The organism is Paraburkholderia sp. PGU19, assembly GCF_013426915.1.
In the GTDB taxonomy this organism is placed as follows: Bacteria; Pseudomonadota; Gammaproteobacteria; order Burkholderiales; family Burkholderiaceae; genus Paraburkholderia.
Genome location: NZ_AP023179.1, coordinates 183,700 through 209,187, shown reverse-complemented (window position 1 = coordinate 209,187; position 25,488 = coordinate 183,700). Strand labels below are relative to the sequence as shown.

The 25,488-nt window shown below is 63.0% G+C and carries 18 protein-coding genes; 10 read left to right on the top strand and 8 right to left on the bottom strand.

The window, feature by feature from the left end; all coding sequences use genetic code 11:
• Positions 1–23: 23 nt before the first annotated feature.
• The gene (locus H1204_RS00875) at positions 24–914 is read right to left on the bottom strand and encodes an alpha/beta hydrolase (RefSeq protein WP_180729421.1); all 891 of its coding nucleotides are present in this window, start codon (positions 912–914) and stop codon (positions 24–26) included.
• Between the two features lie 263 nt (positions 915–1,177).
• On the opposite strand from H1204_RS00875, the gene H1204_RS00870 reads away from it, so the two are divergent.
• A complete protein-coding gene (locus tag H1204_RS00870) occupies positions 1,178–2,137 on the top strand; it encodes a nitronate monooxygenase family protein (RefSeq protein ID WP_180729420.1) in 960 nt (319 codons plus the stop codon).
• Between the two features lie 61 nt (positions 2,138–2,198).
• Here H1204_RS00870 and icmF read toward each other — a convergent pair whose 3' ends face one another.
• The 4 genes from icmF to H1204_RS00850 form a co-directional block, all read right to left on the bottom strand.
• Positions 2,199–5,573, bottom strand: a complete 3,375-nt coding sequence (gene icmF / locus H1204_RS00865; RefSeq protein WP_180729419.1) for a fused isobutyryl-CoA mutase/GTPase IcmF — start codon at positions 5,571–5,573, stop codon at positions 2,199–2,201.
• 131 nt (positions 5,574–5,704) lie between these two features.
• Positions 5,705–6,643 (bottom strand): LysR family transcriptional regulator, encoded by a 939-nt coding sequence (locus H1204_RS00860; RefSeq protein ID WP_180729418.1) that lies wholly within the window; start codon positions 6,641–6,643, stop codon positions 5,705–5,707.
• Positions 6,644–6,824: 181 nt separating this feature from the next.
• Positions 6,825–7,904, bottom strand: coding sequence for a porin (locus H1204_RS00855; RefSeq protein ID WP_180729417.1), 1,080 nt, complete (start codon positions 7,902–7,904; stop codon positions 6,825–6,827).
• A gap of 528 nt (positions 7,905–8,432) precedes the next feature.
• The gene (locus H1204_RS00850) at positions 8,433–8,993 is read right to left on the bottom strand and encodes a hypothetical protein (RefSeq protein ID WP_180729416.1); all 561 of its coding nucleotides are present in this window, start codon (positions 8,991–8,993) and stop codon (positions 8,433–8,435) included.
• A 536-nt stretch (positions 8,994–9,529) separates the two neighbouring features.
• On the opposite strand from H1204_RS00850, the gene H1204_RS00845 reads away from it, so the two are divergent.
• The 8 genes from H1204_RS00845 (at position 9,530) to H1204_RS00810 (ending at position 18,057) form a co-directional block, all read left to right on the top strand.
• Entirely contained in the window at positions 9,530–10,552 is a 1,023-nt protein-coding gene (locus tag H1204_RS00845; RefSeq protein ID WP_180729415.1) for a bile acid:sodium symporter family protein, read from the top strand.
• 269 nt (positions 10,553–10,821) lie between these two features.
• Positions 10,822–12,660: a phosphodiesterase gene (locus H1204_RS00840; RefSeq protein WP_180729414.1), complete on the top strand. Its 1,839-nt coding sequence runs from the start codon at positions 10,822–10,824 to the stop codon at positions 12,658–12,660.
• 379 nt (positions 12,661–13,039) lie between these two features.
• Positions 13,040–14,026: a LacI family DNA-binding transcriptional regulator gene (locus tag H1204_RS00835; protein WP_180729413.1), complete on the top strand. Its 987-nt coding sequence runs from the start codon at positions 13,040–13,042 to the stop codon at positions 14,024–14,026.
• Complete coding sequence (locus tag H1204_RS00830) at positions 14,023–15,297, top strand: AGE family epimerase/isomerase (RefSeq protein WP_180729412.1); 1,275 nt, start codon at positions 14,023–14,025, stop codon at positions 15,295–15,297. Before H1204_RS00835 ends, H1204_RS00830 begins: the two co-directional genes overlap by 4 nt.
• Before the next feature lie 18 nt (positions 15,298–15,315).
• Entirely contained in the window at positions 15,316–16,242 is a 927-nt protein-coding gene (locus H1204_RS00825; protein WP_180729411.1) for a carbohydrate kinase, read from the top strand.
• A 175-nt stretch (positions 16,243–16,417) separates the two neighbouring features.
• Positions 16,418–16,639, top strand: a complete 222-nt coding sequence (locus H1204_RS00820) for a hypothetical protein (protein WP_042314419.1) — start codon at positions 16,418–16,420, stop codon at positions 16,637–16,639.
• An 89-nt stretch (positions 16,640–16,728) separates the two neighbouring features.
• A complete protein-coding gene (locus H1204_RS00815) occupies positions 16,729–16,974 on the top strand; it encodes a hypothetical protein (protein ID WP_007577858.1) in 246 nt (81 codons plus the stop codon).
• Positions 16,975–17,118: 144 nt separating this feature from the next.
• On the top strand, positions 17,119–18,057 hold the full coding sequence (locus H1204_RS00810) for an ion channel (protein WP_180729410.1): 939 nt from the start codon (positions 17,119–17,121) through the stop codon (positions 18,055–18,057).
• Between the two features lie 24 nt (positions 18,058–18,081).
• Here the strand turns inward: H1204_RS00810 and H1204_RS00805 are convergent, their stop codons facing one another.
• Entirely contained in the window at positions 18,082–18,699 is a 618-nt protein-coding gene (locus H1204_RS00805; protein ID WP_180729409.1) for a glutathione S-transferase, read from the bottom strand.
• 325 nt (positions 18,700–19,024) lie between these two features.
• On the opposite strand from H1204_RS00805, the gene H1204_RS00800 reads away from it, so the two are divergent.
• Positions 19,025–22,621 carry an indolepyruvate ferredoxin oxidoreductase family protein gene (locus tag H1204_RS00800; protein ID WP_180729408.1) on the top strand — a complete coding sequence of 1,199 codons (3,597 nt, stop codon included), beginning with the start codon at positions 19,025–19,027 and terminating at the stop codon, positions 22,619–22,621.
• Between the two features lie 773 nt (positions 22,622–23,394).
• On the opposite strand, the gene H1204_RS00795 is transcribed toward H1204_RS00800, so the two are convergent.
• Together H1204_RS00795 and H1204_RS00790 are read right to left on the bottom strand one after the other, a co-directional pair.
• Positions 23,395–24,090, bottom strand: coding sequence for a copper homeostasis protein CutC (locus H1204_RS00795; RefSeq protein WP_180729407.1), 696 nt, complete (start codon positions 24,088–24,090; stop codon positions 23,395–23,397).
• A 39-nt stretch (positions 24,091–24,129) separates the two neighbouring features.
• The gene (locus H1204_RS00790) at positions 24,130–25,404 is read right to left on the bottom strand and encodes an EAL domain-containing protein (protein ID WP_180729406.1); all 1,275 of its coding nucleotides are present in this window, start codon (positions 25,402–25,404) and stop codon (positions 24,130–24,132) included.
• Positions 25,405–25,488 lie beyond the last annotated feature (84 nt).

Here is a 25,488-nt window from a genome sequence, read left to right as displayed (position 1 = left end):
AGCGGCGTAGAAGCACGCGGCAATCAAAGCTCGACGGCTTCGAAGAAGGACAACATCTCCGCCACGAGGTCGACGGGCGCCTCTTCGGGAATGTAGTGGCCACACGGCAGCGAACGACCGCTGACGTCGCGCGCAACCTTACGCCATTCGGCGATGGGCTCGAAGCATTTTTCGACCACGCCTTCCGCGCCCCACAGCACGCGCAGCGGACATGCAATCTTGTGTCCGCGTTCGATATCGGCGCGATCGTGCTCGAGATCGATCGTCGCCGATGCGCGGTAGTCCTCGCACATCGCATGCACGGCGCCCGGCTGCCTCAGGGCCTTGCGATACTCGGCCAGCACCTCGGGCGCAAACGGCGCGAGGCCCGCGTGACGGCTGCCCATCACGCGGTCGACGTAGACATCGGGATTGCCTTCGATCAGCGTCTCGGGCAGCGGCTCCGGCTGGATCAGGAAGAACCAGTGGAAATAGAGCGTCGCGAAGGTGCGGTCGGTGGCTTCGTACATCGCGAGCGTCGGCGCGATGTCGAGCAGCATCAGGCGTTCGACGGAGTCGGGGAAGTCGAGCGCCATCCGGTGCGCGACCCGCGCGCCGCGGTCGTGCGCGCACACGAGAAAGCGCTCGTAGCCGAAGTGGCGCATCACGTCGACCTGGTCTGCCGCCATCGCGCGCTTCGAATACGGTGCGTGCGTCGGGTCGCTGGGCGGTTTCGCCGACGCGCCGTAGCCGCGCAGGTCGGTCGCGATCACCGTGAAATGCTCGGCGAGTTGCGCCACGCACCGATGCCAGATCAGATGGCTCTGCGGATGACCGTGCAGCAGCAGCAAGGGCGGCCCGTTTCCGCCTTTGACTCCATGAATATCGACGCCGCCGGCCGTGACCCGAAAAGGTGTGAAGTCCGCGAAGGGCATGTCGGATCTCGTTGTCGTTGTAAGTCTGGGCATTGTAGAAGGCGAGTGTGTCGCGGCGAGTGGGATAGCCCACGCTTTCGTAGAACCTGAACTCTCCTTCAAACGACACCGAACGAGCAGCGCGGCCCAGACTCGCCTATAATCGAACGACCGTTCTTAAATTTGACACTCGACGGCTGTTTGAAGCGAAACGCGGACGGCAGCCGCTACACTCATATCGCCGGGCACCCGATGCACCGGCAGTCGATCTGGAGACTCGCACCATGGCCTTGCCCGCCGTCCTGCAGAACCTTACTCTGCCCGTCGTCGCCTCGCCGATGTTCATCGTCAGCTACCCCGAGCTCGTGCTTGCGCAATGCAAGGCGGGGATCGTCGGTTCGTTCCCCGCGCTCAACGCCCGCCCGGCCGAACTGCTCGACGAATGGCTCACGCAGATTCAGGCTTCGCTCGCCGAACACAAGGCGGCGAACCCGGACGCCGTCATCGGGCCGATTGCCGTGAACCAGATCGTGCATCAGTCGAATGCGCGATTGGAGCACGACGTCCGCGTGTGCGTCGAACACAAGGTACCGATTTTCATCACGAGCCTGCGCGCGCCCGCGAAGGAGATCGTCGATGCCGTGCACAGCTACGGCGGCATCGTGCTGCACGACGTGATCAATCTGCGTCACGCGCAGAAGGCGCTGGATGCGGGCGTCGACGGTCTGATTCTTGTCGCGGCGGGCGCGGGTGGCCACGCGGGCACGACGTCGCCGTTCGCGCTGGTCGGCGAAGTGCGGCGCATGTTCGACGGTCCGATCGTGCTGTCGGGCTCGATTGCGAACGGCGGCTCGATTCTCGCCGCGCAGGCGATGGGCGCCGATCTCGCGTACATGGGCACGCGCTTCATCGCGACGAAGGAAGCGCACGCCGTCGAAGGCTACAAGCAGGCGATCATCAACGCGAATGCCGCCGACATCGTCTATACGAACCTCTTCACGGGCGTGCACGGCAACTACATCCGCGAGAGCATCCAGAATGCGGGGCTCGATCCCGATGCGCTGCCCGAGTCGGACAAGACCGCGATGAACTTCGGCGGTGACAAGGCGAAGGCGTGGAAAGACATCTGGGGCGCGGGCCAGGGCGTGGGTCTGATGCACGATGTGCCGAGCGTCGGTGAGCTTGTTGCGCGTCTGAAGGACGAGTATCAGGCGGCGAAGACGCGGCTCGGGATGGGGCGCTGAACCGTAAGGCAGTGAAGACATGAAAAGGCCGCAGACGCGGCCTTTTCGTTTCAGGATGGCGTCACATGTTGCGCCGATACTGTCCGCCCACTTCGAACAGCGCATGCGTGATATGTCCCAGCGAACACACGCGCACTGCCTCCATCAGCACGGCAAAAACGTTTTCATCGTCGATGACGGCCTGCTTCAGACGCTCCAGCATCGCCGGCGTGTCGCTTTCATGCGATGACTGGAACGCGCGCAGGCGCTTCAGTTGCCCCTGCTTTTCTTCTTCCGTCGAGCGCGCGAGCGCAATCGGCGGCGGCGCATCGTGCGCATGCGCGCCGAGGAACGTATTCACGCCGACGATCGGATACGAGCCGTCATGCTTGCGATGCTCGTACAGCATCGATTCGTCCTGAATCCGGCCACGCTGATACCCCGTCTCCATCGCGCCCAGCACGCCGCCGCGCTCGGTGAGCCGGTCGAACTCCGCGAGCACGGCCGCTTCGACGAGATCCGTCAGTTCGTCGATGATGAAACTGCCCTGATTCGGATTCTGGTTCTTCGCGAGTCCCCATTCGCGATTGATGATCAACTGGATCGCGACCGCGCGACGCACCGAATCTTCCGTCGGCGTGGTAATCGCTTCGTCGAACGCGTTTGTGTGCAGCGAGTTGCAGTTGTCGTAGATCGCGATCAGCGCCTGCAACGTCGTGCGGATATCGTTGAAGTCGATTTCCTGCGCGTGCAGGCTGCGGCCTGATGTCTGCACGTGATACTTCAGCTTCTGGCTGCGTTCGTTCGCGCCATAGCGGTCGCGCATCGCAACGGCCCAGATGCGCCGCGCGACACGACCGAGCACCGTATATTCCGGGTCCATCCCGTTCGAGAAGAAGAACGACAGGTTCGGCGCGAAATCGTCGATATCCATGCCGCGCGCGAGATATGCCTCGACGTAGGTGAAGCCGTTGGCGAGCGTGTACGCCAGTTGCGAGATCGGGTTCGCACCCGCCTCGGCGATGTGATAGCCGGAGATCGATACCGAATAGAAATTGCGCACGCCGTGCTCGACGAAGTACGCCTGAATGTCGCCCATTACTTTCAGGCTGAATTCCGTCGAGAAGATGCAGGTGTTCTGCCCTTGATCTTCCTTCAGGATGTCGGCCTGCACCGTGCCGCGCACGTTTTCCAGCGCGAAACGGCGCGCGGCGTCGAGTTCGTCCTGCGAAGGCTCGCGGTTTTCCTGCTGCGCTTTCGCGCGTGCGAGCGCGATCTGCTGATCGATCGCGACATTGAAGAACATCGCGAGAATCGTCGGCGCGGGTCCGTTGATCGTCATCGACACCGACGTTTCGGGCGCGCACAGATCGAAGCCGTCGTAGAGCGCTTTCATGTCGTCGAGCGTCGCCACGGACACACCCGAGTTCCCGACCTTGCCGTAGATATCGGGCCTTTCGTGCGGTTCTTCTCCGTAGAGCGTGACGGAATCGAACGCCGTCGACAGGCGCTTGGCGGGCATCCCTTCGGACAGCAGCTTGAAACGCCGGTTGGTGCGGAACGGATCGCCCTCGCCTGCGAACATGCGTGTCGGGTCTTCGTTCTCGCGGCGGAACGGAAACACGCCCGCCGTGAACGGGAAATAGCCAGGCAAATTGTCGAGCATCAGCCAGCGCAGGATTTCGCCGGGATCTTTGAATGCCGGCAGCGCGACCTTGCGGATCTTCGATCCCGACAGCGTTTCGACGGTGAGCGCCGTGCGGATTTCCTTGTCGCGAATCTTCACAACATGTTCGTCGCCGGAATAGGCGGCGACCGTGTCCGGCCACGCATCGAGCAGCGCCTTTTCGCGCTCGCCCATTTGCGACGTGCGGGCGTCGATGAGCGAATCGAACGCAGCGGCATCTTGCACACTGCCGTTCGCTTCGCTCAGCATCCGGCGCGCTTCGTCGAGCTGCCAACGCTCGCGCGCGAGTTGCGATTGCGCTTCGACGCGCTCGCGATAACCGCGCACCGTGAGCGCCACATCCGACAGATAGCGCACGCGCGCGGGCGGCACGATGGCGTTGCGGCCCGTCGAATGCCTGACGCCTTGCAGTGTCGGCAATCGCCCGTCGCTTTCTTGCAGTCCGTGATCGCGTAGAGTCTTCGCGATATTTTGGTACACAGCGGTTACGCCGTCGTCATTGAAACGCGACGCAATCGTACCGAATACGGGCATCTCCTCGATCTTCGATCCAAACTTTTGTTGGTTACGCTGAACCTGTTTTGCGACGTCGCGCAAGGCGTCGGCGGCGCCTTTGCGGTCGAACTTGTTGATCGCGACAACGTCCGCGAAATCGAGCATGTCGATCTTTTCGAGCTGGCTTGCCGCGCCGAACTCCGGCGTCATCACATACAGCGACTTGTCGGCATGCGGCACGATCGCGGCATCGCCCTGCCCGATGCCTGATGTCTCCACCACGATCAGATCGAAGCCCGCCATCTTGCAGGCGTCGATTGCGTCGGGCAGCGCGTCGGAGATTTCGCTCGACGCCTCGCGCGTCGCCAGCGAGCGCATGAAGACGCGTGCGCCGCTGCCCCAGTCGCCGATCGCATTCATGCGGATGCGGTCGCCGAGCAGCGCGCCGCCTGATTTGCGGCGAGAAGGATCGATCGCGATCACGGCGATGGTCAACGCGTCGCCGTAGTCGAGACGGAAACGCCGGATCAGTTCATCGGTCAACGACGACTTGCCAGCGCCACCCGTCCCTGTGATGCCGAGCACGGGCACGCGTGTCTGTTTGGCTTGCGTGGCGAGTGCCGCGCGCGTGGCGGGATCGACGTCGCCCGTTTCAAGCGAGGTAATCAGCTGCGCGAGCTTGCGGAACGCGACGACATGCCCGGCGCGATCCGTGTCCCGGCGCATCGCGTCCTTCAGATCGAGAGCCAGTTGAGCAGGCTGAACGTCCGCTCGCGTCGCGTCGCGGCAACGCGCGATCATGTCGTCGATCATCCCTTGCAGCCCGAGCCGCTGCCCGTCGTGCGGCGAGTAAATACGCACGACACCATAGCGCTGCAACGCCGCGATTTCATCGGGGACGATCACGCCGCCACCGCCGCCGAACACCTTGATCCGCTCGCCGCCGCGCTCGCGTAACAGATCGACCAGATAGCGGAAGTATTCGACGTGCCCGCCCTGATAGCTCGACACCGCGATGCCGTCCGCGTCTTCGTGCAGCGCCGCCGTCGCGATTTCTTCGACGGAGCGGTTGTGGCCGAGGTGGATCACTTCGACGCCGCTCGCCTGCAGGATGCGCCTCATGATGTTGATCGACGCGTCGTGGCCGTCGAACAGCGCGGCGGCCGTAACGAAACGCAGACGTCGCGAGGACGTCTCGTGCGGCGGGCGCGGCGCGGAAGGTCGGGAAGCGGGCGCGTCGTCACCGACGCGCTGCGGCGTGGAAAGATCAGTCATGTCTCCCCCGGATCGAATCGTCAGGTTCGTTCGTCTCTACTTCGCGGGTGCTGCAACCAGTATAACGATACGACCCGATCGTCCGCGCGGCGTTCAGCAGGCGCGAGTTGACGGGCACTGCGCCTTGAATCTCAGCGCACAGCGAGCGCCCTGATCTGCTCGAGCGTCGGCCACAGCGTCTCGCTCGAAAAGCGCTCCGCGATGAAATCGACGAACGAGCGCACCTTCGCCGACAGATGCCGGCGGCTCGCGTAGACGACGTGGATGGGCAGTTCGCGCGGCGGCAGTTCATCGACGAGCAGCGGCACGAGGCGGCCGGCAGCGAGATCGTCGCCGATCACTTCGGTGCCGAGCAGCGCGAGCGCCGCGCCCTGCAACACGACGACGCGCTGAGCCTCCAGATGATTGACGATCAGATTGCCCGACAGCTTGACGCGCCCACTTTCCGCGTTCGCGCCCGCGACCAGTTCGAGCGCCGACACGCCCGCGTACTGGATGAAGTTGTGGCGCGCGAGATCGGCGGTGTTTCTGGGCGCGCCGTGCAGCTCGATATAGTCCGGCGACGCGCACAACACGAGATGCGCGGTCGCCACCTGGCGCGCGATCAGCGACGACGACTTCAGCCCCAACGGCGATGCGCGGATCGCAACGTCGTAGCCCTCGTCGATCAGTTCGACGACGCGGTCCGACAGCGTGATATCGACGGTGACTTGCGGATGCTGCGTCGCGTAATCGGCGACGGCGCTCATCACGTGCCGCAGACCGAACGCCGACAACGTCGACACGCGCAAGCGCCCTTGCGGCACGATGCTCGCGGCGCCGACCGCCTGCTCGGCTTCGTCGAGTTCGCTCAGCACCTGACTCAGGCGCTCGTAGTACTCGCGGCCCGCTTCCGTGGGCGCGACGCGGCGCGTGGTCCGGTTCAGAAGCCGCGCGCCGAGTTGCTGCTCCAGATGCATCACGTGCTTGCTCGCCATCGCCGCCGACATGTCCATCTTTTCCGCCGCGCCGACGAAGCTGCCGACTTCGACCACGTGGCGAAACACTTTCATGCTGACGAGGGTATCCATGGCGATCGCTCGGAATAGGAATGAATCAGGCTGATTTCCGGGACTTTATCAAGTAGCGATCGCCAATGTGCGGCACACGCGAGCATCGGAAAGAAAAAGCCCCGCCTTCCGTGAAGAAGGCAGGGCCTTGCGGTGAACAACGCAACGGCGCGCCGTGCACGCCGCCGTGCGTCGGTCGCGATCAGAACTTCGCGCGAAGGCCGACGCCAGCCGTATAGCCCGACGCCAGGCTCGTGTACTTGTCGTAGAGATACGCCGCGTAGACGTCGGTGCGTTTGGACAGCGGATAGTCGTAGCCGATCGCCGCCGACTGGTGCATCTGGTCCAGACCGCCCGTGTCGCGCGAGTAAGCGTACGACGCCATCACCGTGCCCGTACCGAGCGGCACCGACACGCCGCCCTGCGCCGTGTTCACGTGCCAGCTGCCGACGTCCTGGTCGTTCTTCGTGTACATGTACTGACCGTAGAACTTCACGAACTTCAGGTCGTACGACACGCCCACCTGGCCAACCGACTGGCTCTTCAGGCCCGAGACCAGCGAGCCGAGGTCGGTCGGCGAGTTGTTGAAGTTCACGTACTGGAACACGCCCGTCGCCGCGAACGGACCGTGGAAATACAGAAACTGCGCGCTGTATTTCTTCGAGCCGTTGTGATCCGCCGAATTGCCCAGTGCATACATTGCGCTGCCCGACAGGCCGCTGAAGTCCGGCGACGAATACTGGACTGCGTTGTTCCAGCCAGAATCGCCGACCACGCCCATATCCGTCGTGTAGGTCGGGAACGTGCCCAGCCCAAGGAACACGTGATAGACCATCGGCGAGAACACATACGAGTCGATGAATGGATTGAACAGAATCGTCGACACGAACAGTTGCGTGGTCAGACGGCCTGCCGTCACCGTGCCGTACGGCGACTCGATACCGACATACGCGTTACGCCCGAAGAACGTGTCGCCATCGAAGCGGCCGAACTTGCCGTTCTGCGCGCGGAAGAAGTCTTCCAATGTGAAGATCGCCTTGTAGCCGTTGCCCAGATCTTCGGCGCCCTTGATGCCCCAGTACGACGTCGACATACCGCCGCCCGACACGTTCCATGCGCTCTGGCTGCCCGGGAACTTCGTGACGCCGACCCATTCGTCGACCTGACCATAAAGCTGCACGCTCGACTGCGCGAACGACGACGTCGATGCGACGGCCAGCATGGCGCCGATGACGCTCGCCTTCAGGGTTGTTCTCAGCGCACGGCTGACGGTGGTATTCATGGGTTCTCCTGTCTTTGTCAAAAGGTGTGGCTGTTCGGCGGGGCGCTCGCCGGATCCGTGTTTGTTATCCGTTTGATCGTCGAGCCAATCTGGGCTGGGACAAATCTTTGCGGACCATTTTTATGGACAAAAATATCTGCGGTTATTGCGGGTATATGGGACTGAATAGTTTGGTGAACTTTCGGCCTGATACTGGTTGCCGATGCACCTTGTTTCCGCAGTGCCGCAAGCACCCGCAGGCCCTTCGAAGGGCGCGAATTCTACCGCACAGCGTGTGATGCGAAGCGCATCAACGATGGATTGACGCGCCGCCGCAACGAAGAGGGGATTTGATGACAAACGCTGGAGACTGACGAGCGTTTTCAAAAATGTGTGGCGTGCTTACGTCAGATCAGACGGGGTATTTTGTCGGACGTGCGGAGACCGAATAGATTGGGTAGCTGAACTTGGGAAAAGACCGATCCAATCTCAGAGCGAGGTGGATGGACAGCAGACTGGACCGAACCGTCACGTCCGGCAAAGGAGAGGTCAATTACGGTAAGGCGACGGAGACGGGATGCGCGATGAGTCGCCAGGCGGGCGCGGAATCGGGCGCGATGCGCCGCGCTCTTCGTTGTAACGTGTGACGTCGTCGCGGATCGAACCGACGTGCGCCGATTGCGCGGTTGCGGGCGGTCGCGGCGCGTTATGTGACTCGGTGCTGATAGGCGTGATCGCGCCGGCATACTGCGTGCCGACATATTGCGCGGCGGGGCGGTTGTGATAGACGTCGGCGGGAAGCTTCATGCGTTGTGCGGTGTAGTTCGACGCATTGCCGCGCGTGCGCGGTGCTTCATTTCGCGCATATCGGCCGGTGTAGCCTGGCATTGCCATACCGCGCGGCATGTCACGCGAAACGTTGGCGCGCGGCGCAGCGTTTCCATGGACAGGGCCACCAAACGACGAACCGTGAAAACTCGATCCGCCGCCGAACAGCCCGTGTCCGTCATGGCTGACAAATGACGGCTTCGCATAGGCGAGCGAGGTCAGCGCGACGATCAGCGCGCCCGTCATCCACCATTTGATCCTCGACAGCCCTACAAGCACCATGTTTCACCTGCCCGACGACCCGCCTGAGAGCCCGCCGTTCGAGCTACGGCTTGGCTGGTTCCGGGGCAGCGCGACTTGCATGACTAGCTGTCTCGCGCGATGCCCCATCGGCCTTCGAACAGTAATTTATTGGCGTCCTCCCAGTGAGTCGAGCCAAAATATGTTAGGTCTGCGGCACTCTTGTAACGCATTGTTACTGCGACGTTTTTTCGCCACAAACCTCTTGCGGCGCGAGGGGAAAAAGCGCTGAAACGGGGTCGTTCGAACACCTGAATTCGTATGAACAGAGGCGCTTCGAAACGCTCGTTTTGACGTGTCGTTTCGACCGATTTTTGACGCTCGAAACGGTCGTTATGACCAGCAGACTCGATGCGAACGCAACCATGCACGCGAACGGGCGTTTCATGCGTTCAGGTAATTAATCAATTCGGCAAATGAATTTGCTTTTTCAATCACTTTGCGCGGACAATAGCCCTTTGGCGCCCGCCCGCCGGCGACATCAAGGCGACGCTACACCTGCATCGAGATTTGAAAAGATGGCCCGTCCGAAACTCCTGCCCGACAATTTCACGCTCTGCCTGATCGGCACGGTGATTTTCGCGAGCCTGCTGCCCGTGCACGGCCACGCGGCGACGGCGTTCAACTGGGTAACGGATTTCGCGGTCGGACTGCTGTTCTTCCTGCATGGCGCCAAGCTCTCGCGCGAAGCGATCATTGCCGGCGCCACGCACTGGCGGCTGCACCTCGTCGTGCTGCTAAGCACGTTCGCGCTCTTTCCGATACTCGGGCTCGTACTCAAACCGCTTCTTTCGCCCCTCGTGACGCCTGCGCTCTACGCCGGCATCCTCTTCCTCTGTACGCTGCCGTCGACGGTTCAGTCGTCGATCGCGTTCACGTCGATTGCGAAAGGCAATGTGCCCGCCGCCGTGTGCAGCGCGTCTGCATCCAGCCTGCTCGGCATCTTCATCACGCCCGCGCTCGTCAGCGTGATCGTCACGAGCCAGGCCGCGAGCGGCACGTCGCCGTGGCATACGGTGTGGAACATCGTGCTGCAGCTGCTGGTGCCGTTCGTCGCCGGGCAGTTGCTGCGGCCGATGATTGGCGGATGGATCGACAGCAATCGTGGCGTGCTGAAGTTCGTCGACCAGGGCTCGATCCTGCTGGTGGTCTACGCCGCGTTCAGCGAGGCCGTCAACGAAGGCCTGTGGCATCAGATTCCGCTCGTCGCGCTGGGCGGACTGCTCGTGGTGTGCGCGGTGCTGCTGGCGCTCGCACTGCTCTTGACGATGTTCGTCAGCAAGCGCCTCGGCTTCAGCCGCGCCGACCAGATCACGATCATCTTCTGCGGTTCGAAGAAGAGCCTCGCCGCCGGTGTGCCGATGGCGAAAGTGATTTTCGCCACGCATGCGGTAGGCGCCGTCGTGCTGCCGCTGATGCTGTTCCATCAGATTCAGTTGATGGTCTGCGCCGCGCTCGCGCAACGCTGGGGCGCACGCGACGTCAGCGCCGAGAAGCGCGCCGCGCAAAAGAGCACGACGGCCGCTGTTGCGCGCCGCTAGGCCGATTTCGAATGAGTCGAGATCCATAAGCGCTCTCCCTGAGTGCATGTCGTGAAAGCCGCCTGCGGGCGGCTTTTTCGTTATTTCACCCGGCCCGGTCGCCGCTGTCGCCTCGGCACGACGGCATAGGACAAACGCACGCCTCTCTTCCCAAATAATGGAAACGCTTCCGCCGAGCACCAGAACGGTGCGCGGCGTCATTAAAAATTCATTTAATTTCAGCCACTTGCTGCCGATAAGCCGACGGTCCAATGCTCCGGCCGTCTGTCATGCCTCAACGCTCGTTCTCCACCATCGCAGCGCCGCGCATCGTCGATCTGATTGCGCAGCGTGACCTGTCCGCCGTGTTCCAGCCGATCGTCGATTTCGACGACGGCGCGATTCTCGGCTACGAAGGGCTGATCCGCGGACCGGCCGGTTCCGCGCTCGAAGCGCCGTACGCGCTGTTCGCGCAGGCAGCGGCCGAAGGCAGCGTGATCGCACTGGAGCGCGCCGCTGCGCATACCTGCATCGAGGCATTCGCGAAGCTCAAGTACGAGGGCAAGCTGTTCCTGAATTTCAGCGCCGGTGCGATCCGTCAACTCGCCGACAACCGCGAAGACACCTTCGTGATGCTCCGTGCCATGGGCGTCGATGCCGAGCGCATCGTGATCGAACTGACCGAGCAGAGCGCGATTCCCGACGTCGCGAGTTTCCTGCCCGCCATCACCATGCTGCGCATGGCCGGCGCCCAGTTCGCGCTCGACGACTACGGCACCGCGAACGCCAGCATGAATCTGTGGGTGCGCCTGCAGCCGGACGTCGTGAAGATCGACCGGTTTTTCATTCACGACATTGCCAGCGACGCGCTCAAGTTCGAAGCCGTCAAGGCGATGCAGCACTTCGCGGCCGCGAGCGGCGCGAAGCTCGTCGCCGAGGGGATCGAAAACGAGGCGGATCTGATCGTCGTGCGCGACATGGGGATCGCCTGCGGCCAGGGCTATTTCTTCGGCAAGCCAAATGCACACCCGCCGCGCAAGGTCTCCGACGACGCGCGCGAGGCGTTGCGCGCCGGTCATATCGCCGTGTTCCCCGAGGCGACGCGCGCGGTGAGCGCGTCGCCGTCGGGCGGGATGGCATCGGCGAAGATGGTGGTGCATGCGCCCGCCCTGCCGCGCAACGCGACCAACAATGACGTGCTCGAACTCTTCAACCGTCTGCCGAATCTGCATGCCGTCGCCGTCGTCGAGCAGAACGAGCCTGTCGCGCTGATCAACCGGCGCGCGTTCATGGACCGCTATGCGCTGCCTTACCACCGCGAGCTGTTCGGCAAGCGGCCATGCCTGCTGTTTGCGAATGCGTCGCCCGTCGTCATCGAAAAATCGATGACGGTCGAAGACATGGCCAAGCTGCTCGCCAGCGACGACCAGCGCTACCTCGCAGACGGCTTCGTCATCACCGAGAACGGCAAGTACGTCGGCCTCGGCACGGGTGAAAGCCTCGTGCGCGCGGTAACCGAAGTGCGCATCGAGGCGGCCCGTTACGCGAATCCGCTGACTTTCCTGCCGGGCAACATTCCGATCAGCTCGCACATCACGCGGTTGCTCGGCCACGAAGCGGGCTTTTATGCGTGCTACGTCGACCTGAATCACTTCAAGCCGTTCAACGACCAGTACGGCTACTGGCAAGGCGACGAAGTGCTGAAGTTCGCTGCGCACGTGCTCGCGGAAGTCTGCGATCCGACGCGCGATTTTCTCGGCCACGTCGGCGGCGACGATTTTCTGATCCTGTTCCAGAGCGAGGACTGGCGCGAGCGCGCGGAGCGCGCCATTCACGTGTTCAACGAAGGCGCGCAGCGCTACTACGCGCCGGGCGACCGCCTCGCGGGCGGCATCCACGGCGAGGACCGGCGCGGCAATCCGACGTTCTTCGGCTTCGTGACGATGGCGATCGGCTGCGTGCTGGTTCAGCCGCAATCGGGCGAAGCGGTGTATAGCAGCGAAGACATTGCATCGGTGGCGGCGCTCGCGAAGCGGCGCGCGAAAAGCGACGCGTCCGGTCTCGTGGTGATCGGGTTCAAAGAAAGCCAGATGTTGCTGCAAGGGCGCACGGCGGCCACCGTCGACTGAAGTTCTTCGCCCAGGTCCGGCCTACGCCGTCATCTCCAGCGGCAAAGCACGCCGCAACGACATTCCCCTGTCACGACGGACAGTCACCTTGGTAGCAAGGTTCGGACTGCGCGTTCACCATTCGTGTTTCCCATTCCCGAGCAACGCGGCACGCACTCGCCTGCGGCCACGACCTCGCTGGCGTCCGTATCGATTGATGAATCCAACGCGCCGTTTAGTGCATTTTACTAAACAAACAATTCACCTTCACTGCGCCTGTATACGGGTATCTACGCGTATCGAAAGCCTCTGAGCGAGGGTTTCGTGCGATCGTTTTACTATACAATCAGCCGAACTTGAACTCCGCCGCTGCGCGTCTCTCGCGCCGCCGCTTTTTTCGATGGCTACAACGATCCGCGACGTCGCTCGCGCGGCCAGCGTGTCGATCGGCACCGTCTCACGCGCTCTGAAGAATCAGCCCGGTTTGTCGGAAACGACGCGCGAGCGCGTCGTCGAAACGGCCCGCCGGCTCGGCTACGATTCCGCGCAACTGCGCCCACGCATACGCCGGCTCACGTTCCTGCTGCATCGTCATCACAACAACTTCGCTGTCAGCCCGTTCTTCTCGCACGTGCTGCACGGCGTCGAAGACGCGTGCCGCGAGCGGGGCATCGTGCCGTCCGTGCTGACAGCCGGCCCCACCGAGGACGTCGTCCAGCAGATGCGCCTGCATGCGCCCGACGCGATCGCCGTCGCAGGGTTCGTCGAGCCGGAAACGCTCACGACGCTCGTCGCGATGAAGCGCCCGCTCGTGCTGATCGACCTGTGGGCGCCCAACCTGCGCACCGTGAATCTCGACAACCAGGCGGGCGCCGCGCTCGCGATGCAGCATCTGTTTGCACAGAAGCGCACGCGCGTCGCGTTCATCGGTGGCTCGCTTGCGCACTACAGCATCGCGCAGCGCGCGCTCGGCTACCGTCGCGCATTTTTCGAAGCCGGACTGCTGTTCGATCCGTCGCTGGAAGTGACGATCGACGCCGGCCTCGACCCCGACGCCGGCGCCGCACTCGCGATGGAGCAACTGCTCGACCGCCCCGGCCCGCGTCCCGACGCCGTCTTCGCATACAACGACCTCGCCGCGCTCGCCGCGCTGCGCGTGTGTCTCGCGCGCGGCCTGCGCGTGCCCGAAGACATCGCGATCGTCGGTTTCGACGACATTCCCGCCGCCGCGCACGCGCGCCCGCCGCTCACGACGATCGCCGTCGATAAAGAAGCGCTCGGCCGGCGCGGCGTCGAACTGCTGCTCGAAGACACGCCGTCCGCACTCGACATTCGTATTCCGGTCCAACTCGTTGTCCGTGCCAGTACCTCGGTGAACATGCCATGAAACAACCCGACACGACTCTTTCGAACAACACCGCCAATCACAAGGTGCCGCCTGTCGCGAGCTTCCGCGACGGCGCTTTCCTGCTGTCGCACGTCGAGGACACGCTGCGCTTCTACGCGCCGAACGTGCTCGATCCGAGCGGCGGCTTCTTCCACTTCTTCCGCGACGACGGCACGATCTACAACCGCGCGACGCGTCACCTCGTCAGCAGTTGCCGCTACGTATTCAACTACGCGATGGCGTACCGGCAGTTCGGCGACCCGCAGCATCTGGAGTACGCGCAGCACGGCCTGAAGTTTCTGCGCGATGCCCATTGGGACCCGCATCACCAGGGCTACGACTGGGAGATCGACTGGCGCGACGGCCACAGGCGCACGCTCGACGCGACGCGCCACTGCTACGGCCTTGCGTTCGTGCTGCTCGCGTACGCGCACGCGGCGATGGCGGGCATCGAAGAAGCGAAGCCGATGATCGCCGCGACCTTCGAGCTGATGGAGCACCGCTTCTGGGACCCGGCAGCCGGCCTGTACGCGGACGAAGCCACGCCCGACTGGAGCGTGAACTCGTATCGCGGCCAGAACGCGAACATGCACACCACAGAGGCGCTGCTCGCCGCGTACGAGGCGACGGGCCATCTCGTGTACCTCGACCGCGCCGAGCGCGTTGCGACGAACATCACGCTGCGTCAGGCGAAGCTGTCGCAAGGTCTGGTGTGGGAGCACTTTCACGCGGACTGGTCGGTGGATTGGCACTACAACGAGGAAGACAGCTCGAACATCTTCCGTCCGTGGGGTTTCCAGCCCGGCCATCAGACCGAGTGGGCGAAGCTGCTGCTGATCCTGGAGCGCCACCGTCCGCTGCCGTGGCTGCTGCCGCGCGCGATCGAACTGTTCGACGCCGCGATGACGCACGCGTGGGACAACGATCACGGCGGCCTCTACTACGGCTTCGGCCCGGACTACACCGTCTGCGATCACGACAAGTACTTCTGGGTGCAGGCAGAAACGTTCGCGACTGCCGCGCTGCTCGGCCAGCGCACGGGCAATGAGCGCTTCTGGGACTGGTACGACGAGATCTGGCGCTACAGCTGGGCGCATTTCGTCGATCATCGTTATGGCGCGTGGTACCGCATTCTCACGTGCGACAACCGCAAATACAGCGACGAGAAGAGCCCGGCCGGCAAGACCGACTATCACACGATGGGCGCATGCTACGAAGTGCTGCTGCACGCACTGCAACCCGCAGTGCAGCCTTCCAGCGCGTCCGAATAACCTCGTACGGTGAGCAACATGAGCGCGAGCCCTGAATTTCACGCTGAGTTTCCCGAATTCGTTTCCGCCGGCGACATCCTCACCGATCTCGTGCGCACGGGTCCTGCAAGCTGGCTGTCGGTTCCCGGCGGCGCGGGCTGGAACGTCGCTCGCGCGGTTGCGCGGCTGGGTCTGCCGACGGCCTGCGCCGGATCGCTCGGCGTCGATAATTTTTCCGACGACCTGTGGAACGCGAGCGTCGCCGCGGGCCTCGACATGCGCTTCATGCAGCGTGTCGAGCGCGCGCCGCTGCTTGCCGTCGTGCATCAGACGCATCCGCCCGCGTATTTCTTCATGGGCGACAACAGCGCGGACCTCGCTTTCGATCCGTCGAAGCTGCCCGAGGGCTGGATGTCGCACGTGAAGTGGGCGCATTTCGGCTGCATCAGCCTTGTGCGCCAGCCGCTCGGCGCGACACTCGCGAAGCTCGCCGCCGACCTGCGCGAGCGCGGCGTGAAGATCAGCTTCGATCCGAACTACCGCAACCTGATGGAGCACGGCTACGAGCCGACGCTACGCCAGATGGCGTCGCTCGCCGATCTGATCAAGGTATCGGACGAAGACCTGCGGCTGCTGTTCAAGACCGACGACGAAGCGGCCGCCCTCACGCAACTACGCGCGATGAACCCGAAAGCGATCGTGCTCGTCACGCGCGGCTCGGAGACGGCGACGCTGGTCGACGGCGACCGGATCGTCGAAGCGAAGCCGCCGCGCGTGGCCGTCGCCGATACGGTCGGCGCGGGCGATGCGTCGATCGGCGGACTGCTGTTCAGTTTGATGACGGCGCCGCAACGCAAGTGGGAAGAGCATCTGGCGTTCTCGCTCGCGGCAGGCGCGGCGGCTTGCCGCCATTCGGGCGCGCATTCGCCGACGCTCGATGAAGTGGTATCGCTGCTGCAGGATTGATGCGCCGATGCTGTCGGAAGAAGCTGCCGGTGCAAGCGCCTGGCCGGCAACTCCGTCCGCTGCGCGGCGGCATGCAAACGCGCTGGAAGACCCGGTGAGCACGCCGTTGGGCGCCGACATGTGAGCGTCGAAATCGCGTGCTAGGATGGAATCTCCCCCTTGCAGGAGATGCATCATGGAGGACGTCACCTACACCAAAGGTCTCTATACGGCGACGGCGAGCGTTCGCCCGGTAGATGGCGGGCAATACCAGGGCGTCGTTGCGCTGTCGCGCGACGAAGGCGACGAGACAGAAGACACGCTCTACGAAGTCGAAGCCACGTCGCCGACAGCCGACGAAGCACTCGAAGACGCGAAGGCGCTGGCCCACAGAATCCTCGGCGAACTCGAACTATAGGCACGGGGCTTTCGCATTGAACGATACGTGGCGCGTCAGCCGCGCGCCGCGCCTACGACGTTTTCTTCGTTGAACAGGCGGAGGCGATCATGGCAGAACCGCTCTTTCTTTACGGCGTGTACGCGATACACGTGCGGCCACTCGAACTACAGGGCGCGCGCTGGGACGCGGAGTACGAAATCCGGCATCGCGATCATCCCGTGCAACGCTGGACCACGGTAGGCGGCGACACGGGCTTCGCGACGGAAGCCGAAGCTGTCGAAACGGCGCATCAGCAGGCCGTTGCCGATATCGAGCACGGCGCGGGCGTACCGAAGCCGCGCGCCTTTCCCTGAGCGGACGACGGTCGCGTCGCCTGAAGTCACGCATTGCCGCCCGTAACCTGGCGGACGGGCTACACTACACGCCGCAGCGCGCAACCGGCATCACGGCCGCGCCGCGACGCTGCGCAATACACCCGTTAGCAGAACAGAAAAAGAATGAGCGCGACCCCGCCCGAATCCAACTCTCACCGCGCGCGCAAAGGCCGGATACTCGACCGGAAAATTCGCGTGCGTTCGCACACTGTGATCGCGCATGGCTTGCCGCTGCGCGTCTGGCAGGACCTCTATCACCGCGCGCTGACGATCAGCTGGCCGGTGTTCTTCATCTCGCTCGCGTTACTGTTTCTCGTGCTGAATTCGGTCTTCGCGTCGCTGTACGAACTCGGCGGTGGCGCCATCGCCAATCAGAATCCGCAGGGCTTTGCGGGCGCCTTCTTCTTCAGCGTCGAGACGCTCGCGACGGTCGGCTACGGCGACATGCATCCGCGCACGCTTTACGGGCATCTCGTCGCGACGCTTGAGATTTTCGTCGGCATGTCGGGCATTGCGCTGGCCACGGGGCTGATCTTCGCGCGCTTTTCGCGGCCGCGCGCGAAGATCATGTTCTCGCAATACGCGGTTGTACGCCCCATCGACGGACGCACCACGCTGATGGTGCGTACCGCGAACGCGCGGCAAAACGTGATCGTCGAGGCTCGTGCGCGGCTGCGGCTGATGCGCGTCGAGCGCTCGTCGGAAGGCTACGTGCTGCGCAAAATCTACGACCTGCGGCTGGTGCGCGATCAACAGCCGATGTTCTACCTTGGCTGGAACCTGATGCACATCATCGACGAAGCCAGCCCGCTTTTCGGTCAGACGCCGGAGAGCCTCGCCGAGCAGGACGCGTCGCTGCTGATCACGATAGAAGGTTCCGACGAAAACACCGCGCAGACGATGCAGGCGCGCTATTCGTGGCTCAGCGACGACATACGCTGGCAGCATCGCTTCGTCGATCTGATCCGCGAAGTGAACGGGGTGAGCCATATCGACTACACACATTTCGACGATGTGGAGCCACTCCAGCCGCACGAACTGCAGCAGGCGCCGACGGGCTGAGCGCCTGGCTTTTCCACGCGGCGGCTATTGCTTCGCCTTCAACGCGTCGATTTCACGTTGCTCGATCGCCATTGCCCGCACGTGCCCTTCGCGCGCAATCGCCCGCTCGACGTACCCGCCGATGCGCCCGGACGGCTCGAGCAGCTTCGCGACGAATGCGATCTGCAGCGTGCTCGCCAGCAGCAGGTCGGCGGCGGAAAAGCGCTCGCCGAGCAGCCAGTCGCCTTCATCGAGCGCCATATCGATGGCCGCCTTCACGCGCTCCAGGCTGCCCCAGCCGAAGCTGAACGAATTGCCCGACGCGCCCGTCATCTTTTCCGCCATTGCCGGTTCGAGACAGCCTGGCGTGAAGAAAAGCCACTGCAGGAAACGCCCGCGCAACGGATCGCCGACGGGCGCGCCGAGATTCGCTTCGGGAAAACGGTCGGCCAGATACAGCAGCACCGCGCCCGATTCGGCGACCTGCACGCCGCCGTCGTCGAGCGCCGGCAGCTTGCACATTGGATTGACGTGGTGGAAATCGGTGGTGTCCTGCTCGCCTGCGCGCAGATTCACGCGCGCGAGTTCATAGGACTCACCGATTTCTTCGAGCATCCACAGCGCGCGGAAAGCCCGCGTTTTCGGCCAGTAGTACAGTTTCATTGTCCGTCTCCTGTGGGTTGCAAAGCTCTTGGCATAGCGTAACCCAAGGGCGGGCTTCACGAACCTCGCCTGGATGGCATAGGCATGTATCCATAGCCATTCCAGGTAACGCTCTCAATCGCCCTTCCGACAGGCCGCGATCCGAAGGCGGTGGATCTATCTCAATACGAGCCCGAATGGCTGGAATCATGTCGCAGTAAATGGATCAGCGACAAAAAGTAGCAAAAAACTTCTCCAATTGACGCGAAAGAATGGAGTCTCTTTCGCTGCGACGGCAAGCACAACACGATGCCGCTAGCGAAAAGCATAAAACGGAGACTCCACAATGACCGCTCGTCTACCCATCGACGGCACCCCCGCACTCGCCGACTACCACCTCTCGGACAATCTGACCGCCACGCGCGGCCGCATCTTCCTGACAGGCACGCAGGCGCTCGTGCGTCTCGCGCTGATGCAGCGCCAGCTCGACAAGGCAAGCGGCCTGAACACGGCCGGCTTTATCAGTGGCTATCGCGGCTCGCCGCTCGGCATGGTCGACCAGCAGTTGTGGAAAGCGACGAAACTGCTCGAAGCGAACGACGTCCGCTTCCTGCCCGCGATCAACGAGGAACTCGGCGGCACGGCCGTGCTCGGCACACAGCGCGTCGAGGCGGACCCGGAACGCACAGTCGATGGCGTGTATGCGATGTGGTACGGCAAAGGCCCAGGCGTCGATCGCGCGGGTGACGCGCTCAAGCACGGCAACGCCTACGGCTCGTCTCAGCATGGCGGCGTGCTGGTCGTCGCGGGCGACGACCACGGCTGCGTGTCATCGTCGATGCCGCATCAGAGCGACTTCGCGATGATCGCGTGGCACATGCCCGTCGTGAACCCGTCGAACATCGCGGACATGCTGGAGTTCGGCATCTACGGCTGGGCGCTGTCGCGCTACTCGGGTGCGTGGGTCGGCTACAAGGCGATTTCGGAAACGGTCGAATCGGGCTCGACCGTCGATCTCGACGCGTTGCAGATGGATTGGCCCACGCCCGAAGGCTTTCAGGCGCCCGCGGGCGGCCTGCACAACCGCTGGCCCGACTTGCCGAGTCTCACGATCGAACAGCGTCTGCACGCGAAGCTCGACGCCGTGCGGCACTTCGCGCGCTTCAACAGCATCGACAAGTGGATCGCGCCGAGCCCGCACGCGAACGTCGGCATCATCACGTGCGGCAAGGCGCATCTCGATCTGATGGAAGCGTTGCGCCGGCTCGATCTCACCGTCGCCGATCTGGAGCAGGCGGGCGTGCGCATCTACAAGGTCGGCCTGTCGTTCCCGCTCGAAATGACACGCATCGACGCGTTCGTTTCCGGTCTGTCGGAAGTGCTCGTGATCGAAGAGAAGGGACCCGTGATCGAGCAGCAGATCAAGGACTATCTGTACAACCGCACAGAAGGCGCGCGCCCCGTGATCGTCGGCAAGCATGCGGAAGATGGCTCGATGCTGCTGTCGTCGCTCGGTGAACTGCGGCCGTCGCGCATTCTGCCCGTGTTCGCGAACTGGCTCGCGAAGCACAAGCCCGCGCTCGACCGCCGCGAGCGCGTGGTCGATCTCGTCGCGCCGCAAATTCTGTCGAATGCCGCCGATGCCGTGAAGCGCACGCCCTACTTCTGTTCGGGCTGCCCGCACAACACATCGACGAAAGTGCCTGAAGGTTCGATTGCGCAGGCGGGCATTGGCTGCCACTTCATGGCGTCGTGGATGGAGCGTGACACGACGGGTTTGATCCAGATGGGCGGCGAAGGCGTCGACTGGGCCTCGCATTCGATGTTCACGAAGACGCGCCACGTATTCCAGAATCTCGGCGACGGCACGTACTTCCACTCGGGCATTCTCGCAATCCGCCAGGCGGTCGCAGCGAAAGCGACGATCACCTACAAGATTCTCTACAACGACGCCGTCGCGATGACGGGTGGCCAACCGGTCGACGGCAGCATCTCGGTGCCGCAGATCGCGCGTCAGGTCGAAGCGGAAGGCGTGTCGCACTTTGTCGTGGTCAGCGACGAGCCGGAGAAGTACGACGGCCATCATGACCAGTTCCCGAAGGGTACGACGTTCCATCACCGCAGCGAACTCGACAAGGTGCAACGCGAACTGCGCGATATCGACGGCGTGACGGTGCTGATCTACGACCAGACGTGTGCCGCCGAGAAGCGCCGCCGCCGCAAAAAAGGCGAGTTTCCCGATCCGGACAAGCGCCTCTTCATCAACGAAGAAGTCTGCGAAGGCTGCGGCGATTGCGGCGTGCAGTCGAACTGCCTGTCCGTCGAACCCGTTGAAACGCCTTTGGGTCGCAAGCGTCGCATCGATCAGTCATCGTGCAACAAGGACTACTCGTGCGTGAACGGCTTCTGCCCGAGCTTCGTAACGATCGAAGGCGGCAAGCTGAAGAAGGCGGCAGGCGTCGCATTCGATGCAGCCGCGCTCGCCGCGCGCGTCGACGCATTGCCTACGCCTGCGACGCACCTCGACGCCGCGCCCTACGACATCCTCGTGACGGGTGTCGGCGGCACGGGCGTCGTGACGGTCGGCGCGCTGATCAGCATGGCCGCGCATCTGGAAGGCAAGAGCGCTTCGGTGCTCGATTTCATGGGCTTCGCGCAGAAAGGCGGTTCGGTGCTGTCGTTCGTGCGCTTCGCCGCGCGCGACGAATGGCTGAACCAGGTGCGCATCGACACGCAACAGGCCGACGTGCTGCTCGCCTGCGACATGGTGGTCGGCGCGGGCGCGGATGCGTTGCAAACGGTGCGTCACGGCCGCACGCGCATCGTCGTGAACACGCATGCGATTCCGAATGCTTCGTTCGTGCAGAATCCGGATGCGAATCTGCATGCGGATGCGCTGATCGACAAGATGCGTCACGCGGCGGGTGAAGAGCGCATGTCGTCGTGTGATGCACAGGCGCTCGCGACGCGTTTCCTTGGCGACACGATCGGCGCGAACATTCTGATGCTTGGCTTTGCGTGGCAACTGGGGCTCGTGCCTGTGTCGTTCGCCGCGATGATGCGGGCAATCGAGTTGAACAATGTCGCGGTGCAGATGAACCAGTTGGCGTTTTCGATTGGCCGTATGGCTGCCGCTGATCCTGCCGGACTGGAGGCGCTGTGGACGCAGCGTCATGCGGTGCAGGCTGCTGATTCGCTGGAGACACTCGACGCATTGGTCGCGGATCGCGAAGCGCGTTTGCTGGCGTATGGTGGCGCGGCTTATGTGAAGCGCTATCGTGCGCTGGTCGATGCGGCGCGTCAGGCTGAGCACAAGCTCGGAGGCGCAGATGAGGTTGAAGAGCGCTTGAGCCGCGCTGTTGCTACGACGTTTTATCGACTGCTCGCGGTGAAGGATGAATACGAAGTCGCGCGCCTGCATAGCGATCCGGCTTTCCGTGCTGCGCTCGAAGCGCAATTCGAAGGCGTTGCCGGGAAGGACTTCGGCGTGAAGTTCAATCTTGCGCCGCCGACTATTTCACGCACTAAACACGGCGCGACGCCGCAGAAGAAGACGTTTGGTCAATGGATGTGGCCCGTGTTCGGTGTTATGGCGAAGTGGCGCGGGCTGCGCGGCACGATGCTCGATCCGTTTGGGCGCACTGTCGAGCGGCGTATGGAGCGCGAGTTGTCCACGGACTATGAAGCAACGATGCAGCGGGCGTTTGTGATTTTTGATGCCGTCACGGCGGATGATGTCATCAAGCTCGCTGGGTTGCATGCGCGTGTGCGCGGGTATGGACATGTGAAGCTCGCTAATCTGGCAGCTGTTAAGCGCAGTGAGCGCGCGCTGGCGGCGCAGTTGCGTGTGGAGGCCGCGACAGGGGCGGCTGTGGAGGAGGCGCTTCGGGAAGCTAAAGGTTTTGGGGTGTTGCGGGGGATTCCTGTTGTTGTAGCGAAGTAGGTTTTTTTGTCTGCGACGCTGGTTGGGGTTTGCTTGTTTTTTCGCTGGCATTCGCGATGGGTTCGTTTTGCGCGTTTGTGTTTTCGCTGGCATCCGCGATTTGCCTTCGTGCTTCACGCGTCGCCCCTGTGCGGGGCGGCACCTACTTTTCTTTGCCGCCGCAAAGAAAAGCAGGCAAAAGAAAGCGGCTAACACCGCCAGTCCTTGTTCTTGCCTGAGGGCCCCCAAAGGGTCTTACGCTTCACACGGCAACGCGCCAGTTCGCGTGCGTTGCCAACGTTCTCTCTGTTCGCCTCACCCGCTTCATGCGCCCGCGTCGCAGCACGCCGCGCCAGATAGTCCTCGGCCGCCCAGGTGGCAAACTGTGTGTAGGCTTTCGCGCCATACACGCACCACTCCGGACCGCGAAGCAGGGTTCGTGTTTCTGGTAAGAGCGCTAACCTGTGTGGCACCACAACCTACACACAGTTTGCCACCTGGGCGGCACATACCATTCGCTGCCGCCTGCTCTTGTGTGGGTGTCTGAAGCGGGTGAGGCATCTGTTCGAAGCGTTGGCAACGCAGGCGAACAAAGACGTTACCGTGTGAAGCGCAAGACCCTTTGGGGGCCCTCAGGCAAGAAGAAATGTTGGCGGTGTGAGCCGCTTTCTTTTGCCTACTTTTCTTTGCGGCGGCAAAGAAAAGTAGGTGCCGCCCCGCACAGGGGCGACGCGTGAAGCACGAAGGCAAAGCGCGGATGCCAGCGCAAACGCAAACCCACAGCCCGAACAACATCACCCGCCCAACAAACCCCGAACCTCCCTCACCTTCTCCTCACAAACCGAACCAGGTGCAGCACTCCTAACCCCTGACCCAAAATGCACAGCTTCGACGCGCGTAGCGCGAACAAAACCGGCAACACGATCAACGGTAAGCCCAGCCCCCGCGAGCACGGTGCAATGCGATTGATCAGCCCGCGCAACGAGCGCGCTAACCTCACTCACCGCATCGAGCACCGAACCCTTCCCACCTGAAGTCAACACATTCGTAACAGTATCGAACCCAAGCAGCACATCAAGCGCCTCATGCAAATCACGCGCATCATCAAACGCACGATGAAACGTGATGGGCATCCCATCCGCAGCATCAACGACCCGCAACAACGCATCGCGATCAACCTCACGCGACGCAGTCAACATCCCAATCACAACAGCATTGGCCCCCGCCACCTTAGCCGCGCGCACATCGCGCAACATAACCGCGAAGTCATCCACATCGTAGACAAACGACCGGCTATGCGGCCGCACAATCACATTAACGGGAATCGACACCGCCGCGACCACGGCCTCGATCATCCCGATGCTCGGCGTCAACCCACCCTCGCCCATCGCTGTAATCAGTTCGAGCCGATCCGCACCGCCGCGCGCAGCGGCCATCGCATCGGCAACCGTCGTCGCGATGACTTCGAGCAATACCCGTTCGCTTCGCATATCAGAGAGTCACGTCGTGAAAACGAAACCCACATGATCTCAGAAGTGCGGCTCCTCGAACCAGTCGATATCGCCGCACAACACGGAAGTGCGCGCGCCAATCTGCGTCGCCACCGACAACGTCACGCACGGCATCGCCTCGTTGATCGACAGATAGGGCCGCGTCACATGCACGCGCTCAGGCGCCTCCATCGCCGTACGAAAATACGGGCGGCGCAGCCAGTTCGCGCCTTGCGCATCGGATAGCGGCAAGAAGCGCGTTTCGTGCGAAGCACGGTCGGCACGCAGCACGACATTGCGTCCGGCCTGCCGTCCTTTGTCGTCGAGCAGATAGCAACGCGCCGCGTGATCGAGCGCAAGAAAATTCCAGCACACTTCGTCGAGCAGTTCGCCTGCGGCAAGCCGCTCGGCCGCGCGCTCGAACGCGCGAATGTATGGCGCAAGCCGCGATGCGTTGCGCCGCTCTCGCTCCTCCGTCTGCGTCTGATAACGCTCGGTCAACTCGCCAATGCACGCTGCCGCATGCGTCGCGTCGGCAAGACCCGGATGCGGGCGTCCAAAGTAAAAGCCCTGCACGAAATCGACGTTGCACTCCATCGCCATATGCGCCTCGTGCTCCGTCTCGACACCTTCGATCAGCACCAGCTTGCCCGCCTCATGCAGCAGAGCGACGAGCCCAGGCAGTATCGATGCAACATCCGCGCGATGCGCCGCATGCGACAGCATGATGCGATCGAGCTTCACGATATCGGGGTTCAGCTGCCAGATGCGCTCGATGTTCGAATGCCCGGCGCCAAAGTCGTCGAGCGCGATCAGGAAGCCGCGCTCGCGAAACTGGCGCACGGCTTCGGCGAGTCGCTCGAGGTCTTCCGCGCTCTGTTCGAGCACTTCGAGCACGATGCGCCGCGGCGACAGGTTCAGCCGCCGCAGATTCGCCAGCAGCGCCGCCGAATGATACGAGTCGATCAGCACGCCCGGATGCACGTTGAGAAATAGCCACTCGCGCTCCGCGCCGAGCACCTTGAAGTTCTCGAGATGCAGCGACTGTGCGAGCCGGTCGACATGCAACACGTCGCCGACGCGCGCCGCCTGGCCGAACACATCGACGGGCGACACCGCGCGGTCGAATGGATCATGCGCGCGCAGCAAGCCCTCATAGCCCACGGCACGCATGTGCGACAGGCTGAATATCGGCTGAAAGACGCTCGTCAGCGTCAGGTCGCCGTGTTGTACCGAATAGCGCTGCAGGCCCGAGGTCATGCTGAGCTCGAAGCCGTGCGGCACCGCTGTTCTTTCCTGTTGCGCAATCGTCATGCAGTCCTCTCACGCAAAAGCACGGCGGGCGCGTCGCAAAGGCGAAGGGCCGCCGCCGTCCTCGAAATGTGCGTTATCGGTTCC

Coding starts and splice junctions, on each gene's coding strand:
- H1204_RS00875 (WP_180729421.1), bottom strand. CDS start 914: ATGCCCTTCGCGGACTTCACACCTTTTCGGGTCACGGCCGGCGGCGTC.
- H1204_RS00870 (WP_180729420.1), top strand. CDS start 1,178: ATGGCCTTGCCCGCCGTCCTGCAGAACCTTACTCTGCCCGTCGTCGCC.
- icmF (WP_180729419.1), bottom strand. CDS start 5,573: ATGACTGATCTTTCCACGCCGCAGCGCGTCGGTGACGACGCGCCCGCT.
- H1204_RS00860 (WP_180729418.1), bottom strand. CDS start 6,643: ATGGATACCCTCGTCAGCATGAAAGTGTTTCGCCACGTGGTCGAAGTC.
- H1204_RS00855 (WP_180729417.1), bottom strand. CDS start 7,904: ATGAATACCACCGTCAGCCGTGCGCTGAGAACAACCCTGAAGGCGAGC.
- H1204_RS00850 (WP_180729416.1), bottom strand. CDS start 8,993: ATGGTGCTTGTAGGGCTGTCGAGGATCAAATGGTGGATGACGGGCGCG.
- H1204_RS00845 (WP_180729415.1), top strand. CDS start 9,530: ATGGCCCGTCCGAAACTCCTGCCCGACAATTTCACGCTCTGCCTGATC.
- H1204_RS00840 (WP_180729414.1), top strand. CDS start 10,822: ATGCCTCAACGCTCGTTCTCCACCATCGCAGCGCCGCGCATCGTCGAT.
- H1204_RS00835 (WP_180729413.1), top strand. CDS start 13,040: ATGGCTACAACGATCCGCGACGTCGCTCGCGCGGCCAGCGTGTCGATC.
- H1204_RS00830 (WP_180729412.1), top strand. CDS start 14,023: ATGAAACAACCCGACACGACTCTTTCGAACAACACCGCCAATCACAAG.
- H1204_RS00825 (WP_180729411.1), top strand. CDS start 15,316: ATGAGCGCGAGCCCTGAATTTCACGCTGAGTTTCCCGAATTCGTTTCC.
- H1204_RS00820 (WP_042314419.1), top strand. CDS start 16,418: ATGGAGGACGTCACCTACACCAAAGGTCTCTATACGGCGACGGCGAGC.
- H1204_RS00815 (WP_007577858.1), top strand. CDS start 16,729: ATGGCAGAACCGCTCTTTCTTTACGGCGTGTACGCGATACACGTGCGG.
- H1204_RS00810 (WP_180729410.1), top strand. CDS start 17,119: ATGAGCGCGACCCCGCCCGAATCCAACTCTCACCGCGCGCGCAAAGGC.
- H1204_RS00805 (WP_180729409.1), bottom strand. CDS start 18,699: ATGAAACTGTACTACTGGCCGAAAACGCGGGCTTTCCGCGCGCTGTGG.
- H1204_RS00800 (WP_180729408.1), top strand. CDS start 19,025: ATGACCGCTCGTCTACCCATCGACGGCACCCCCGCACTCGCCGACTAC.
- H1204_RS00795 (WP_180729407.1), bottom strand. CDS start 24,090: ATGCGAAGCGAACGGGTATTGCTCGAAGTCATCGCGACGACGGTTGCC.
- H1204_RS00790 (WP_180729406.1), bottom strand. CDS start 25,404: ATGACGATTGCGCAACAGGAAAGAACAGCGGTGCCGCACGGCTTCGAG.